This is a genomic window from Enterobacter nematophilus, from assembly GCF_026344075.1.
Taxonomy (GTDB): Bacteria; Pseudomonadota; Gammaproteobacteria; order Enterobacterales; family Enterobacteriaceae; genus Enterobacter; species Enterobacter nematophilus.
On the sequence record NZ_JAPKNE010000001.1, the window covers coordinates 1,240,789 to 1,253,694 of the forward strand.

General features: G+C 54.4%; 11 protein-coding genes. 6 read left to right on the forward strand and 5 right to left on the reverse strand.

The genetic code is table 11. The annotated features are described in order from the left end of the window. Window positions 1-231: 231 nt before the first annotated feature. Both speF and potE read left to right on the forward strand, forming a co-directional pair. Complete coding sequence (gene speF / locus OSH03_RS05885) at window positions 232-2,430, forward strand: ornithine decarboxylase SpeF (RefSeq protein ID WP_266178524.1); 2,199 nt, start codon at window positions 232-234, stop codon at window positions 2,428-2,430. Next, the gene (potE, locus tag OSH03_RS05890; RefSeq protein WP_061098864.1) at window positions 2,427-3,740 is read left to right on the forward strand and encodes a putrescine-ornithine antiporter; all 1,314 of its coding nucleotides are present in this window, start codon (window positions 2,427-2,429) and stop codon (window positions 3,738-3,740) included. The genes speF and potE overlap by 4 nt, the downstream gene beginning before the upstream one ends. A 103-nt stretch (window positions 3,741-3,843) precedes the next feature. Here potE and pgm read toward each other — a convergent pair whose 3' ends face one another. Together pgm and seqA are read right to left on the reverse strand one after the other, a co-directional pair. After that, the gene (gene pgm, locus OSH03_RS05895) at window positions 3,844-5,484 is read right to left on the reverse strand and encodes a phosphoglucomutase (alpha-D-glucose-1,6-bisphosphate-dependent) (protein ID WP_028012364.1); all 1,641 of its coding nucleotides are present in this window, start codon (window positions 5,482-5,484) and stop codon (window positions 3,844-3,846) included. A 24-nt stretch (window positions 5,485-5,508) separates the two neighbouring features. Then, the gene (gene seqA / locus OSH03_RS05900; RefSeq protein WP_028012363.1) at window positions 5,509-6,057 is read right to left on the reverse strand and encodes a replication initiation negative regulator SeqA; all 549 of its coding nucleotides are present in this window, start codon (window positions 6,055-6,057) and stop codon (window positions 5,509-5,511) included. Window positions 6,058-6,240: 183 nt separating this feature from the next. Between seqA and ybfF the strand changes: the two genes are divergently transcribed. The 4 genes from ybfF (at window position 6,241) to fur (ending at window position 8,852) form a co-directional block, all read left to right on the forward strand. Beyond that, window positions 6,241-7,014: an esterase gene (gene ybfF / locus OSH03_RS05905; protein WP_151412741.1), complete on the forward strand. Its 774-nt coding sequence runs from the start codon at window positions 6,241-6,243 to the stop codon at window positions 7,012-7,014. Window positions 7,015-7,142: 128 nt separating this feature from the next. Continuing rightward, window positions 7,143-7,430 carry a LexA regulated protein gene (gene ybfE / locus OSH03_RS05910; protein ID WP_061098866.1) on the forward strand — a complete coding sequence of 96 codons (288 nt, stop codon included), beginning with the start codon at window positions 7,143-7,145 and terminating at the stop codon, window positions 7,428-7,430. A gap of 155 nt (window positions 7,431-7,585) precedes the next feature. After that, window positions 7,586-8,116: a flavodoxin FldA gene (gene fldA, locus OSH03_RS05915; RefSeq protein ID WP_061098867.1), complete on the forward strand. Its 531-nt coding sequence runs from the start codon at window positions 7,586-7,588 to the stop codon at window positions 8,114-8,116. A gap of 289 nt (window positions 8,117-8,405) precedes the next feature. Further along, window positions 8,406-8,852 (forward strand): ferric iron uptake transcriptional regulator, encoded by a 447-nt coding sequence (fur, locus tag OSH03_RS05920; RefSeq protein ID WP_028012361.1) that lies wholly within the window; start codon window positions 8,406-8,408, stop codon window positions 8,850-8,852. A 92-nt stretch (window positions 8,853-8,944) separates the two neighbouring features. On the opposite strand, the gene chiQ is transcribed toward fur, so the two are convergent. The 3 genes from chiQ to glnS form a co-directional block, all read right to left on the reverse strand. Continuing rightward, window positions 8,945-9,271, reverse strand: a complete 327-nt coding sequence (gene chiQ, locus OSH03_RS05925) for a ChiQ/YbfN family lipoprotein (protein WP_266178647.1) — start codon at window positions 9,269-9,271, stop codon at window positions 8,945-8,947. Window positions 9,272-9,318: 47 nt separating this feature from the next. Then, window positions 9,319-10,716 (reverse strand): chitoporin ChiP, encoded by a 1,398-nt coding sequence (chiP, locus tag OSH03_RS05930; RefSeq protein ID WP_028012359.1) that lies wholly within the window; start codon window positions 10,714-10,716, stop codon window positions 9,319-9,321. A 447-nt stretch (window positions 10,717-11,163) separates the two neighbouring features. After that, a complete protein-coding gene (gene glnS, locus OSH03_RS05940; RefSeq protein WP_266178525.1) occupies window positions 11,164-12,831 on the reverse strand; it encodes a glutamine--tRNA ligase in 1,668 nt (555 codons plus the stop codon). Between the last annotated feature and the right edge of the window lie 75 nt (window positions 12,832-12,906).

Here is a 12,906-nt window from a genome sequence, read left to right on the forward strand (position 1 = left end):
CTTACAGGTTATCCTGAAACACCTTATATTACAGGCAATTGCCTGTAATCTCGTGCGCTCATTCATCTTGATTCAGACTCATCCGCACCGGGCGGACTGAATTTCAATCATCAAAAAAGCAATTCGCTGATTTTAATCAGCGGCTACCCTTTGCTTTTTTTCCGGAAAATTATCGATTTCTTTCTTGCAAGAAATCGAGGGACGCTTATTACCTAAAATAAAGAGAGAAAGATGAAAAATTTAAAAATCGCAGCCAGCCGTGCATGCCCGGACTGCTTTACTACCCAGCGTGAAGTGGTGGATATCCGCGCTTCTGATTATATTGATGTAGCCGCCATTGTTCTGGCGGTCACGGATATTGCCAGCGGTATTCTGGAAGAAATAGAAGCCACCGGTTTTGGCATTCCCGTATTTGTCGCGACGCACAAAGAAGAGATCATCCCGGCAGACTATTTATCACGTATTCACGGCGTATTTGAACATTCGGACACCAGCAACGACTTTTACGGACGTCAGCTGGAAGCGGCCGCGCAGAAGTATGAAACCCTGCTGCGCCCGCCGTTTTTCCGGGCCCTCGTCGACTACGTAAACCAGGGCAACACCGCGTTTGACTGCCCCGGGCATCAGGGCGGGCAGTTTTTCCGCCGTCATCCTGCCGGCAATCAGTTTGTCGATTTCTTTGGCGAAACGCTTTTCCGCTCCGACCTGTGCAACGCCGACGTGGCGATGGGGGATCTGCTGATCCACGAAGGCGCACCGTGCATTGCCCAGCAGCATGCGGCAAAAGTCTTTAATGCCGATAAGACCTACTTCGTGCTGAACGGTACCTCGTCATCCAACAAAGTGGTGCTTAATGCCCTGCTTACCCCTGGCGACCTGGTGCTGTTTGACCGTAATAACCACAAATCTAACCACCACGGCGCGCTGTTGCAGGCTGGGGCAACCCCGGTCTATCTGGAAACCGCGCGCAACCCGTACGGCTTTATCGGCGGTATTGACGCGCACTGCTTTGAAGAAAGTTATCTGCGCGAGCTGGTCGCCGAGGTGGCGCCGGACCGCGCGCGCGATGCGCGTCCGTTCCGTCTGGCGGTGATCCAGCTGGGCACCTACGACGGCACCATCTATAACGCCCGTCAGGTGGTGGATAAGATTGGGCATCTCTGTGATTACATCCTGTTTGACTCGGCCTGGGTGGGCTACGAGCAGTTTATCCCGATGATGGCCGACTGCTCGCCGCTGCTGCTGGAGCTGAACGAAAACGATCCGGGGATTCTGGTCACCCAGTCCGTGCATAAACAGCAGGCCGGTTTCTCCCAGACCTCGCAGATCCACAAGAAGGACAGCCATATCAAAGGCCAGCAGCGCTATGTCCCACATAAGCGGCTCAACAATGCCTTTATGATGCACGCCTCCACCAGCCCGTTTTATCCGCTGTTCGCCGCGCTGGACATTAACGCCCGCATGCATGAGGGGCAAAGCGGCCGCAACATGTGGATGGACTGCGTGGTGACGGGCATCGAGGCGCGCAAGCTGATCCTGGAGAACTGCCGGTTTATTCGTCCGTTCGTGCCGGAGACGGTGGATGGCCGCGCGTGGGAAAGCTGGGACACGGCAGAGATTGCGACCGATCTGCGCTTCTTCCATTTCGTACCGGGTGAACGCTGGCACGCCTTTGAAGGTTACGCTGAGCACCAGTACTTTATCGACCCGTGCAAGCTGCTGCTGACCACGCCGGGCATTAACGCCCATACCGGCGAATATGACGACTTCGGCGTGCCCGCCACCATTCTCGCCAACTTCCTGCGTGAAAACGGCATCGTGCCGGAAAAATGCGACCTCAATTCGATCCTGTTCCTGCTCACCCCTGCGGAGGATATGGGCAAGCTGCAGCAGCTGGTCGCCCAGCTGGTGCGCTTCGAAAAACTGCTCGAGAGCGATGTTCCGCTGAAAGACGTCCTGCCTTCTCTCTATAAACAGCATCCGGAACGTTACGCGGGCTACACCCTGCGCCAGATCTGCCAGGAGATGCACGATCTGTACGCCCGCCACAACGTAAAGCAGCTGCAAAAAGAGATGTTCCGCAAGTCTCACTTCCCGCGCGTAATGATGAACCCGCAAGAGGCGAACTACGCCTACCTGCGCGGTGAGGTCGAGCTGGTCTCCCTGCGCGACGCGGAAGGCCGCATCGCCGCCGAAGGCGCGCTCCCTTACCCACCGGGGGTGCTGTGCGTGGTCCCAGGGGAAGTCTGGGGCGGTTCCGTGCTGCGCTACTTTGCCGCGCTGGAAGAAGGCATCAACCTGCTGCCGGGCTTCGCGCCGGAGCTGCAGGGCGTGTACGTCGAGGAGTGTGACGGTCGCAAACAGGTTCGCTGCTACGTCATCAAACAACCCGCCGCTCAGCCATCGCTGCTGAAAGGAGAAAAATTATGAGCAAGTCCAATAAGATGGGCGTGGTGCAGCTGACTATCCTCACCATGGTCAACATGATGGGATCCGGGATTATTATGCTGCCCACCAAGCTTGCCGAGGTTGGAACCATCTCTATCATCTCCTGGCTGGTGACGGCTGTCGGATCGATGGCGCTGGCATGGGCGTTTGCCAAGTGCGGAATGTTCAGCCGCAAATCAGGCGGCATGGGCGGCTATGCCGAGTACGCCTTCGGCAAGTCCGGCAACTTTATGGCGAACTACACCTACGGCGTGTCGCTGCTGATCGCCAACGTGGCGATTGCCATTTCCGCCGTAGGTTACGGCACGGAGCTGTTTGGCGCGACGCTCAGCCCGGTGCAAATTGGGCTGGCGACTATCGGGGTGCTGTGGATCTGCACCGTGGCGAACTTTGGCGGCGCGCGCATCACCGGGCAGCTCTCCAGCATCACCGTCTGGGGCGTGATTATTCCGGTTGTCGGCCTGTGCATCATCGGCTGGTTCTGGTTTAGCCCGACGCTGTACGCCAACTCCTGGAACCCGCACCACGTGCCGTTCTTTACCGCAGTGGGCTCGTCTATCGCCATGACGCTCTGGGCTTTTCTGGGCCTGGAATCCGCCTGCGCGAACGCGGAAGTGGTGGAAAACCCGGAGAAGAACGTGCCGATTGCGGTCCTCGGCGGGACGCTGGGCGCGGCGGTGATCTATATCGTTTCAACCAACGTGATTGCGGGCATCGTGCCAAACATGGATCTGGCTAACTCCACGGCACCGTTCGGACTGGCCTTTGCGCAGATGTTTACGCCGGAAGTCGGGAAAGTGATTATGGGGCTGATGGTGATGTCCTGCTGCGGCTCGCTGCTTGGCTGGCAGTTCACCATTGCACAGGTGTTTAAATCCTCGGCTGACGAAGGCTATTTCCCGAAAATCTTCTCCCGCGTGACCAAAGCGGATGCGCCGGTGCAGGGTATGCTGGCAATTGTTATCTTCCAGAGCGGATTGTCGCTGATGACCATCAGCCCGTCGCTGAACAGCCAGTTCAACGTGCTGGTCAACCTGGCGGTGGTGACGAACATCATTCCGTATATTCTGTCGATGGCGGCGCTGGTGATCATTCAGAAGGTGGCGAAGGTGGATCCGCACAAAGCACGAGTCGCGAATATCGTGGCGCTGGTTGGGGCGATATACAGCTTCTATGCGCTCTACTCATCCGGCCAGGAGGCGATGCTGTACGGCGCAATGGTGACCTTTATGGGCTGGACGCTGTACGGTCTGGTGTCGCCGAGATTTGAATTGAAGAATAAGCATAGCTAGGTAAAAGCAAGACGGCAGCCCTTGGGCTGCCGTCTTTATTGTTTTCTCCCTCTCCCTGTGAGAGAGGGCCAGGTGAGGGCATCAGCCCGCACCAGAACGCTACTTATGCGTTTTTCAGCACTTCGCTGACAATCTCTACCGCTTCTTTCTCAATCTGCTGACGGTGCTCAGCGCCAAGGAAGCTTTCGCAATAGATCTTGTAGGCATCTTCCGTACCGGACGGACGCGCGGCGAACCAGCCGTTTTCGGTCATCACTTTCAGACCACCGATAGACGCACCGTTACCCGGTGCCGCCGTCAGACGCGCGGTGATCGGATCGCCTGCCAGGGTGCTTGCGCTGACCATCTCCGGGGAGAGTTTGGACAGGGCAGCTTTCTGCGCAGAGGTCGCGCCAGCCTGGATACGGTTATAGCTTGGTGCACCAAAGCGTGCCGCCAGCTCGTTGTAGTGTTCCTGCGGGTTCTTGCCGGTAACAGCGGTAATCTCCGCCGCCAGCAGGCACATGATGATGCCGTCTTTATCGGTCGACCACGGGGTGCCGTCGAAACGCAGGAAGGACGCGCCCGCGCTCTCTTCGCCGCCGAAGCCAAAGCTGCCGTCGTGCAGACCGTCAACGAACCACTTGAAGCCCACCGGCACTTCCACCAGCTTGCGGCCCAGCGCGTCCACCACGCGGTCGATCATCGCAGAAGAGACCAGTGTTTTACCGACAGCCACCTCTTTGCCCCACTGCGGACGGTGCTGGAACAGGTAGTTGATCGCAACAGCCAGATAGTGGTTTGGGTTCATTAGCCCCGCAGGGGTGACGATGCCGTGACGGTCATAGTCCGGGTCGTTAGCAAACGCCAGGTCGAATTTATCGCGCAGCGCCAGCAGGCCCGCCATCGCGCACTCGGAGGAGCAGTCCATACGGATCGCGCCGTCTTTGTCCAGGTGCATAAAGCGGAAGGTCTGATCGACGTGATCGTTCACGATGGTCAGATCCAGCTTGTAGTGCTCGGCGATGCGCTTCCAGTACTCAATACCGGAGCCGCCCAGCGGATCCACGCCCAGCTTCAGGCCGGCTTTCTGAATCGCCGCCATGTCGACGATATCAGCCAGCCCTTCCACGAACGGCTGAACCAGATCCTGCTCTTTCACGTGGCCGGAGGCCATCGCCTCATCAAGAGAAATACGTTTAACGCCTTTCAGGCCGTCTGCCAGCAGCGCGTTTGCGCGATCTTCCACCACTTTGGTGACGTTAGTGTCAGCCGGGCCGCCGTTAGGTGGGTTGTATTTGATACCACCGTCTTCCGGCGGGTTGTGGGATGGCGTAATGACGATACCGTCAGCCTGCGCGCCACCTTTTTTGTTGTGCACAAGGATCGCGTTTGATACCGCCGGTGTTGGAGTAAACCCATTGTTCTCCTGAACAATCACGTCCACACCGTTCGCCGCCAGCACTTCCAGCACGGAAATGAACGCCGGTTCAGACAGCGCATGGGTATCTTTGCCCACGTAGCACGGACCGGTAACGCCGTTTTTAGCGCGCTCTTCCGCAATGGCCTGAGCAATGGCCAGAATGTGCGGTTCGTTAAAGCTGTGGCGCGCCGCGCTGCCGCGGTGACCAGATGTACCAAACTTCACTGCGTGTTCTGCGTTGCCCACGACCGGTTTCAGCACGTAATACTGCGCGGTCAGCTGAGCGACGTTAATCAAATCGCTTTGTTGTGCAGGTTGGCCTGCACGGCTGTGATTTGCCATTACCGGGTCCTTATGATGCAAGGGTTAAATTGTACCGCAAACCTTTTCAATCAATTCCGCCGGGAACTGCATGGACTGCATGATGTGTTCAATCATGCTGCACTTGCGGCCCGTATTGGTATTGGTGATCACCCAGTACGGGGTGCCAGGGACATGTTTAGGTTTGGTTTGATTGCCATTTTGCAGCAGCGTCTGCTCGTCACCCGCGAAATAGACGCGGGTACGGCCGTGCAGCGACTCGGTCGCTTCAGCAAACGCTTTGTTATCCAGAGAGTAAAGTGTAGACAGCACCAGCATAAAACGGTTGACCGCCTTTTTCTGCTCCGCATATTCGTCGGACAGCAGCAGCTCGCGCATCGCGCGCACTTTATCTTTTACCGGCGTCACGGCAGGTTTTGCTTGTGCAGCAACGCTCGGCTGAGACACGACATCTTTGGTAACTGGGGTGGCAGGCTGTGAAGCGGCGGAAATTTTAAGCATGCGCCGTAAAATGTCGGACGCGCTCTCCCCGATATGCCGCGTCTGGCTGGCAATATACTGATAGAGTTCGTCATCAACTTCGATTGTTTTCATCTTAATCCAGTGCGATATCTTATCTGAATACAAGTCATTGGGATTATAAGGTCAAATCCCAACAGCGGATAGCGTCAAACCAGGTTGGCGGCAAAAGTCAGATTAAACTGGAACCTTGCAGCCGGGCGGCAGAATGGTCAACATGATACCCTAACCTGACATACGTAAAAAAAGAACTTTGCCATGAAATTGAATACCCGAGCGCAAACTGCACAATCGCCGAACAATAATTCCCCCATCGTGCTGGTTCATGGGCTTTTTGGCAGCCTGGATAACCTCGGCGTGCTGGCCCGCGATTTGGTTACCGATCGCGATATTTTGCAGGTCGATATGCGCAACCACGGGCTTTCCGGCCGCTCAGACGAAATGACCTATTCGGCAATGGCGCAGGATCTGCTGGATACGCTGGACGCGCACAACCTGCAAAAGGTGACCCTCATAGGGCATTCAATGGGCGGTAAAGCGGTTATGGCGCTCACCGCGCTGGCACCAGAGCGAATTTCCGGGCTTGTCGTGATTGACGTTGCGCCCGTGAACTACGACGTTCGCCGTCACGATGAGATTTTCGCGGCGATCAATGCGGTAACCGAAGCTGGCGTTTCCACACGTCAGCAGGCGGCAGCGGTTATGCGTGAGCATCTTGATGAAGAAGGCGTGGTGCAGTTCCTTTTGAAATCGTTTGTTGACGGGCAATGGCGTTTTAACGTGCCGGTGCTGTGGGACCAGTACAACAACATCGTGGGCTGGGAAACCGTCCCCGCCTGGCCGCACCCCACCCTCTTTATTCGCGGCGGTAACTCTCCTTATATTACCGACGCGTACCGCGACACGCTGCTTACACAATTCCCGCAGGCCCGCGCCCACGTGATTGCCGGTGCCGGGCACTGGGTGCATGCGGAAAAACCGGATGCTGTACTGCGCGCAATCCGCCGCTACCTCGCTGATACTGCAAATTGATTAAAAAGAGAGCGACTGGAAGGCTGCGGGCTTCCAGTCGTTGGCGTGCCGTTTTTGGTGATGTATGATGGCGCGCTTATCGCCCGGGCTTTAGCAGGGCGGCGTGTTTCCCCCGAAGTCTCATAATCATGGCCAAAGAACAAACGGACCGTACGACACTAGATCTGTTCGCGAATGAGCGTCGACCGGGACGACCGAAAACGAATCCGCTTTCGCGCGATGAACAGCTGCGTATCAATAAACGCAATCAGCTTAAACGCGATAAAAATCGTGGGCTTAAGCGTGTCGAACTGAAGCTCAACGCCGACGCTGTCGATGCGCTTAACGAACTGGCAGAGGCGCGTCATATCAGCCGCAGCGAGCTTATTGAAGAGATGCTCATCGCCCAGCTTGAGACGCTACGCAGCCAGGCATAAGTCTGAAAAACCCCTTTATCGCCCTTTTCATGTAGCACAGAGTGCAGTCCTGCGCGATAGCGGTTTCCGCAGGGTTGCCAGTTCTGCTATTATTGCCCTTATCCGTGGCCGAATTGCGCCACCATACCATTAAGTTTCAAGAGGTTATTTTACTCATGGCAATCATCGGCATTTTCTTCGGCAGTGATACCGGCAATACCGAAAATATCGCAAAAAACATTCAGAAACAGCTCGGTAAAGACGTTGCTGATGTGCATGACATCGCCAAGAGCAGCAAAGAAGATCTCGAGGGCTATGACATTCTGCTGCTGGGTATTCCAACCTGGTACTACGGTGAAGCCCAGTGCGACTGGGACGATTTCTTCCCGACGCTGGAAGAGGTGGACTTCAACGGCAAGCTGGTCGCACTGTTTGGCTGTGGCGATCAGGAAGACTATGCCGAGTACTTCTGTGATGCGCTGGGGACGATTCGCGACATCATTGAGCCTAATGGCGCGGTTATTGTTGGCCACTGGCCGACTGCCGGTTATCACTTCGAAGCCTCTAAAGGCCTGGCCGATGACGATCATTTTGTCGGACTTGCCATTGACGAAGACCGTCAGCCAGAACTGACGGCAGAGCGCGTAGAGAAGTGGGTTAAGCAGATCCGCGAAGAACTGCACCTGGACGCTATTCTCAACGCCTGATTTTTATACGGCGCAACGCAGGTTGCGCCCGTTTTCCAGGTAAAACCGATTAAATTAATTGCTACAAACTTTTAACTTTTTCGCACAGACCTGTACAATGTCTCCCTGGCAAAATGTGGTTTCCATTGAGCAAGTTTGTTGGTGATACCACGTTTTTATAAGCATACTTTGCCTGAGACTTGCAGTTTTCATTTAGGCATGGCAGTTCTATAATGAGACGCATTATCCCGGGTGCATTTTCTGTCACTTCCTATAGAAGTGAATCGTTTAGCAACAGGACAGATTCCGCATGACTGACAACAATACCGCATTAAAGAAGGCTGGCCTGAAAGTAACGCTTCCTCGGTTAAAAATCCTGGAAGTGCTTCAGGGTCCAGACAATCACCATGTCAGTGCGGAAGACCTTTATAAACGTCTTATCGACATGGGTGAAGAGATTGGGCTGGCCACCGTATATCGCGTGCTGAACCAGTTTGATGACGCGGGCATTGTTACCCGTCATAATTTCGAAGGCGGTAAATCTGTATTCGAACTGACCCAGCAGCATCACCACGATCACCTGATCTGCCTCGACTGCGGCAAGGTCATTGAATTTAGCGATGATTCCATCGAAGCGCGTCAGCGTGAAATCGCAGCTCGTCATGGCATTCGCCTGACCAACCACAGCCTGTACCTTTACGGTCACTGCGCTGAAGGTGATTGCCGCGAGAATGAACACGCTCACGACACAAAATAAGTTAGCGTTCATACTCTGAGCCAGCCGCAAGGTTGGCTTTTTTTTGCATTAAAAAAGCCCGGTAAGCAAAGTGCCACCGGGCTTAAAGCAGCTTATTTGTTGTTATTGCGTATCTCGTCCCAGATCTTATCGCAACGCTTCGCCACTTCCTGATCGTTACCGGTTTTACGCGCCTGGATACAGGCCTGATAATCCATCACGCGAACATTCTCCTGCGTTGCGAACGCCTCATGCGCTTTATCTTTCTTCAGCACATTTAGCACGCTCTGGCAGGCTTCAATTTTCTCAGGCGAACCTTCCGCGGTATTAATACAGGCGCTATACGCTTCCTTCAGACGTGTGTCCTCTTTCGGCGCCTGAGTCTGAACACACGCCACCAGCCCTGATGCCATCAGCGCGACGATTACGATTTTTTTCATCATGTGCAGTCTCCAGACCGGCGGGACTCAGCCCGCCGGTGTGCTCATCAGAAGATGGTGAATGGGGCGATAACCATGAATTTGACGTCACGTTCATCCTGGAAGATGTTGCCGTAACCGCCCGCATAGCTTGGGATATCGGAGTGGTTGTCATACTGGGTGAAGTGCAGCTTGAACATCGTGCCCTTCGCGCGGCCATCCTGCAGGGTGTAGATAGCATCCAGGCTGTAGGAGGACTCCTTCAGGCGATAGTTTGGATCGTAGTACGCATCCGGCGTCGCCATATCAGCAGGTTTTGCATCCCAGGCATAAGCGTAAGAAGCGCCCACCGCCCAGCCCGGCAGGTTCCAGTTTTTCAGGTCATACATGGCACCGAAGAAGACCGCTTTCTCGCCGTCGGCGTTGAAGTCGGAGCGGTTATCCCACCAGATATCCAGACGACCGTTGGATGAGGCATAGGTCGGCGTCATACGCTGCAGGAAGTAGCCCTGCTGCCCTTCCGCCTTCACCCACGTTCCTTCCAGACGCAAATCAACCTGGCCTACTTTGTAGCCGAAGGTCAGCGCCTGCAGCCACGCGGTGCCGTTATAAATGTCATTTACGCTGCCATCGCTGACCTTATCGCGCGTACCGTAGAACTGGTAGCTGGTGCTCAGCGGGCTACCGGCGATATCAAATTTGTAGCTGGCTTTAGCAAAATACTGATCGATATAGCCTTCCGCCTGACCAAACGCGGCTTCCAGAACCAGATCGTTTTTAAAGTCGTACTTCGCGCCCAGGGAGTGGAGGTAATCGACTTTGGTTTTCTTATCGTTCTGGTAGAACTTGTCCATCTCAATGTGCCACGGCGCTTTGTACTCGTTGGTCCACATATAGGAGAAGCTCAACGCACCTGCATCACCGTAGTCAAAGTTAGCCCCGGCTTCTGCCCCCTGATAGGTACCAGGCATAAAGCTCCAGTGCGGCGCTAACAGCGTCTGACCGGTTGGCTGAATATACCCCCCGCGCGCCCACACCGGGCCGTATTTAAATTTCGCTGCGGCCTTATAAAGGCTGATACCGCTTTTATCTCCGGACCAGTCTTCGTCATAGGCTTTATTGCTGGAGGAGAAGGCAATTTCGTTCGGGTGGCCGCTGTCGCCGTTTTCCGCCATTTCAATTGCGGTGAATGCGGCAATATCCAGGCCGAACATATCGGCGGCGTAGCCTGACTGGAAGTCCAGGTTGGCGTTCCATGTGGAGTGAGAGAGGTTGGTTTTGTATTTATCTTCTGTGACATCTTTACGGTCACGTTCACGCTGCCAGTAATAAATACCGCCAGTGAGGGTAGAATCTTCGATGAAACCTGCTGCTTTCGCCTCTGGTGTCACCACCAGGCCCGACATTGCTGTCACACCGGCAATAGCCAGCGCCAGCGCACTACGTTTGCCACTGAACGTACGCATAGATTATTCCTCTTTGACGAATTAAAGCGCCTTAAACGGCGAAAATAGAAAAGACCAAAAGGTCAGGGGTAGTTATAAATACCCTCGAATTAACTACCGTCTTTAGGTTATTTTTCGCGACGCGAATTATCAATGCTTTTCGGTGGGCAAAAGTCAGGATTATGACGAAGTGCACATAATTGGTAGTGCTTTGTAACATTTAACCGGAAGCGAGGTATGGCGGGGGTAAAACAGGCAATTTCTGCGAATGATATCATTAAAAAAGCCGTATTTTCCTTTATTCGCCATTTCATATAACAGACAAACTTTTTTTAGAAAAATAAGTAGCACCACATTGACCTAAATTTTTAGCTGGTCTAATTTGGGGCCTACTTTAACGACATGATCATTAAATAAAAAAACGCCGCTATAAGCGGCGTTTGTTTCTCATTGACCAGTGCAGCGTTATTATTCGCCGATCTTCGTCCAGGTATCACGCAGACCTACGGTACGGTTAAATACCGGCTTTTCCGCCGTGCTGTAACGGCTGTCCAGGCAGAAGTAACCTTCACGCTCGAACTGGAACGCTTTGCCCGCTTCAGCGGCTTTCAGCGATGGCTCCGCATAACCCTGCTTGATCACCAAAGATTCCGGGTTGATCGTCGCCAGGAAGTCTTCAGCCGCACCCGGGTTAGGCACGCTAAACAGACGATCGTACAGACGAATTTCTACCGGCAGCGCGTGGGAAGCGCTCACCCAATGGATCACGCCTTTCACCTTGCGGCCATCTGCCGGATCTTTGCTCAGCGTCTCTGCGTCGTACGAACAGAAGATGGTGGTGATGTTACCTTCTGCATCTTTCTCTACGCGCTCGGCTTTGATGACGTAGGCGTTACGCAGACGAACTTCTTTACCCAACACCAGACGCTTGTACTGCTTATTGGCTTCTTCACGGAAGTCAGCACGGTCGATCCAGATTTCACCGCTGAACGGCACGTCGCGGCTTCCCATTTCCGGTTTGTTCGGATGGTTAGGCATGGAGACCAGCTCGCTTCCACCCTGCGGGTAGTTTTCGATAACCAGCTTCACCGGATCGATAACGGCCATTGCACGCGGGGCGTTTTCGTTGAGATCTTCACGAATGCAGGATTCCAGAGACGCCATTTCGATGGTGTTGTCCTGCTTGGTCACGCCGATGCGTTTGCAGAACTCGCGAATAGAGGCGGCAGTGTAACCACGACGGCGCAGACCAGAGATGGTTGGCATCCGCGGATCGTCCCAGCCTTCAACGTGCTTGTCGGTCACCAGCAGGTTCAGCTTACGCTTGGACATCACGGTGTATTCCAGGTTCAGACGAGAGAACTCGTACTGACGCGGGTGCACAGGAATGGTGATGTTATCCAGCACCCAGTCGTACAGACGACGGTTGTCCTGGAACTCCAGCGTACACAGCGAGTGCGTAATGCCTTCCAGCGCATCGCTGATGCAGTGGGTGAAGTCGTACATCGGGTAGATGCACCACTTGTTGCCGGTCTGGTGGTGTTCTGCGAACTTAATGCGGTACAGCACCGGATCGCGCATCACGATAAACGGCGATGCCATGTCGATTTTGGCACGCAGGCACGCTTTGCCTTCTTCGAAGCCACCGGCACGCATTTTTTCAAACAGCGCCAGGTTCTCTTCCACGCTGCGGTCGCGGAACGGGCTATTTTTACCCGGCGCGGTCAGCGTACCGCGATACTCGCGGATTTCGTCAGCAGACAGTTCGTCGACGTATGCCAGGCCTTTGCCGATCAGCTCCACCGCGTAGGCATACAGCTGATCAAAATAGTCAGAGGAGTAGCAGATATCGCCAGACCAGTTGAAGCCCAGCCATTGCACGTCGTTTTTAATGGACTCAACGTATTCGATGTCTTCTTTTACTGGGTTGGTGTCATCGAAACGCAGGTTGCACTGCCCCTGGTAATCTTGAGCAATGCCAAAGTTCAGGCAGATCGATTTCGCGTGACCAATGTGCAGGTAGCCGTTCGGCTCCGGCGGGAAACGCGTATGTATCGTGGTGTGCTTACCACTGGCCAGATCTTCATCGATGATCTGACGAATAAAGTTACTCGGGCGGGCTTCTGCCTCACTCATCGTGGATTCCTCAAAGCGTAAACAACGTATAACGGCGTATGATCTTATAAGCTGGTCGTAGTGACAACCCTTAGT

Bases quoted from the DNA above. Each gene is read 5' to 3' on its own strand.
- speF (WP_266178524.1), top strand. From the start codon at position 232: ATGAAAAATTTAAAAATCGCAGCCAGCCGTGCATGCCCGGACTGCTTT.
- potE (WP_061098864.1), top strand. From the start codon at position 2,427: ATGAGCAAGTCCAATAAGATGGGCGTGGTGCAGCTGACTATCCTCACC.
- pgm (WP_028012364.1), bottom strand. From the start codon at position 5,484: ATGGCAAATCACAGCCGTGCAGGCCAACCTGCACAACAAAGCGATTTG.
- seqA (WP_028012363.1), bottom strand. From the start codon at position 6,057: ATGAAAACAATCGAAGTTGATGACGAACTCTATCAGTATATTGCCAGC.
- ybfF (WP_151412741.1), top strand. From the start codon at position 6,241: ATGAAATTGAATACCCGAGCGCAAACTGCACAATCGCCGAACAATAAT.
- ybfE (WP_061098866.1), top strand. From the start codon at position 7,143: ATGGCCAAAGAACAAACGGACCGTACGACACTAGATCTGTTCGCGAAT.
- fldA (WP_061098867.1), top strand. From the start codon at position 7,586: ATGGCAATCATCGGCATTTTCTTCGGCAGTGATACCGGCAATACCGAA.
- fur (WP_028012361.1), top strand. From the start codon at position 8,406: ATGACTGACAACAATACCGCATTAAAGAAGGCTGGCCTGAAAGTAACG.
- chiQ (WP_266178647.1), bottom strand. From the start codon at position 9,271: ATGAAAAAAATCGTAATCGTCGCGCTGATGGCATCAGGGCTGGTGGCG.
- chiP (WP_028012359.1), bottom strand. From the start codon at position 10,716: ATGCGTACGTTCAGTGGCAAACGTAGTGCGCTGGCGCTGGCTATTGCC.
- glnS (WP_266178525.1), bottom strand. From the start codon at position 12,831: ATGAGTGAGGCAGAAGCCCGCCCGAGTAACTTTATTCGTCAGATCATC.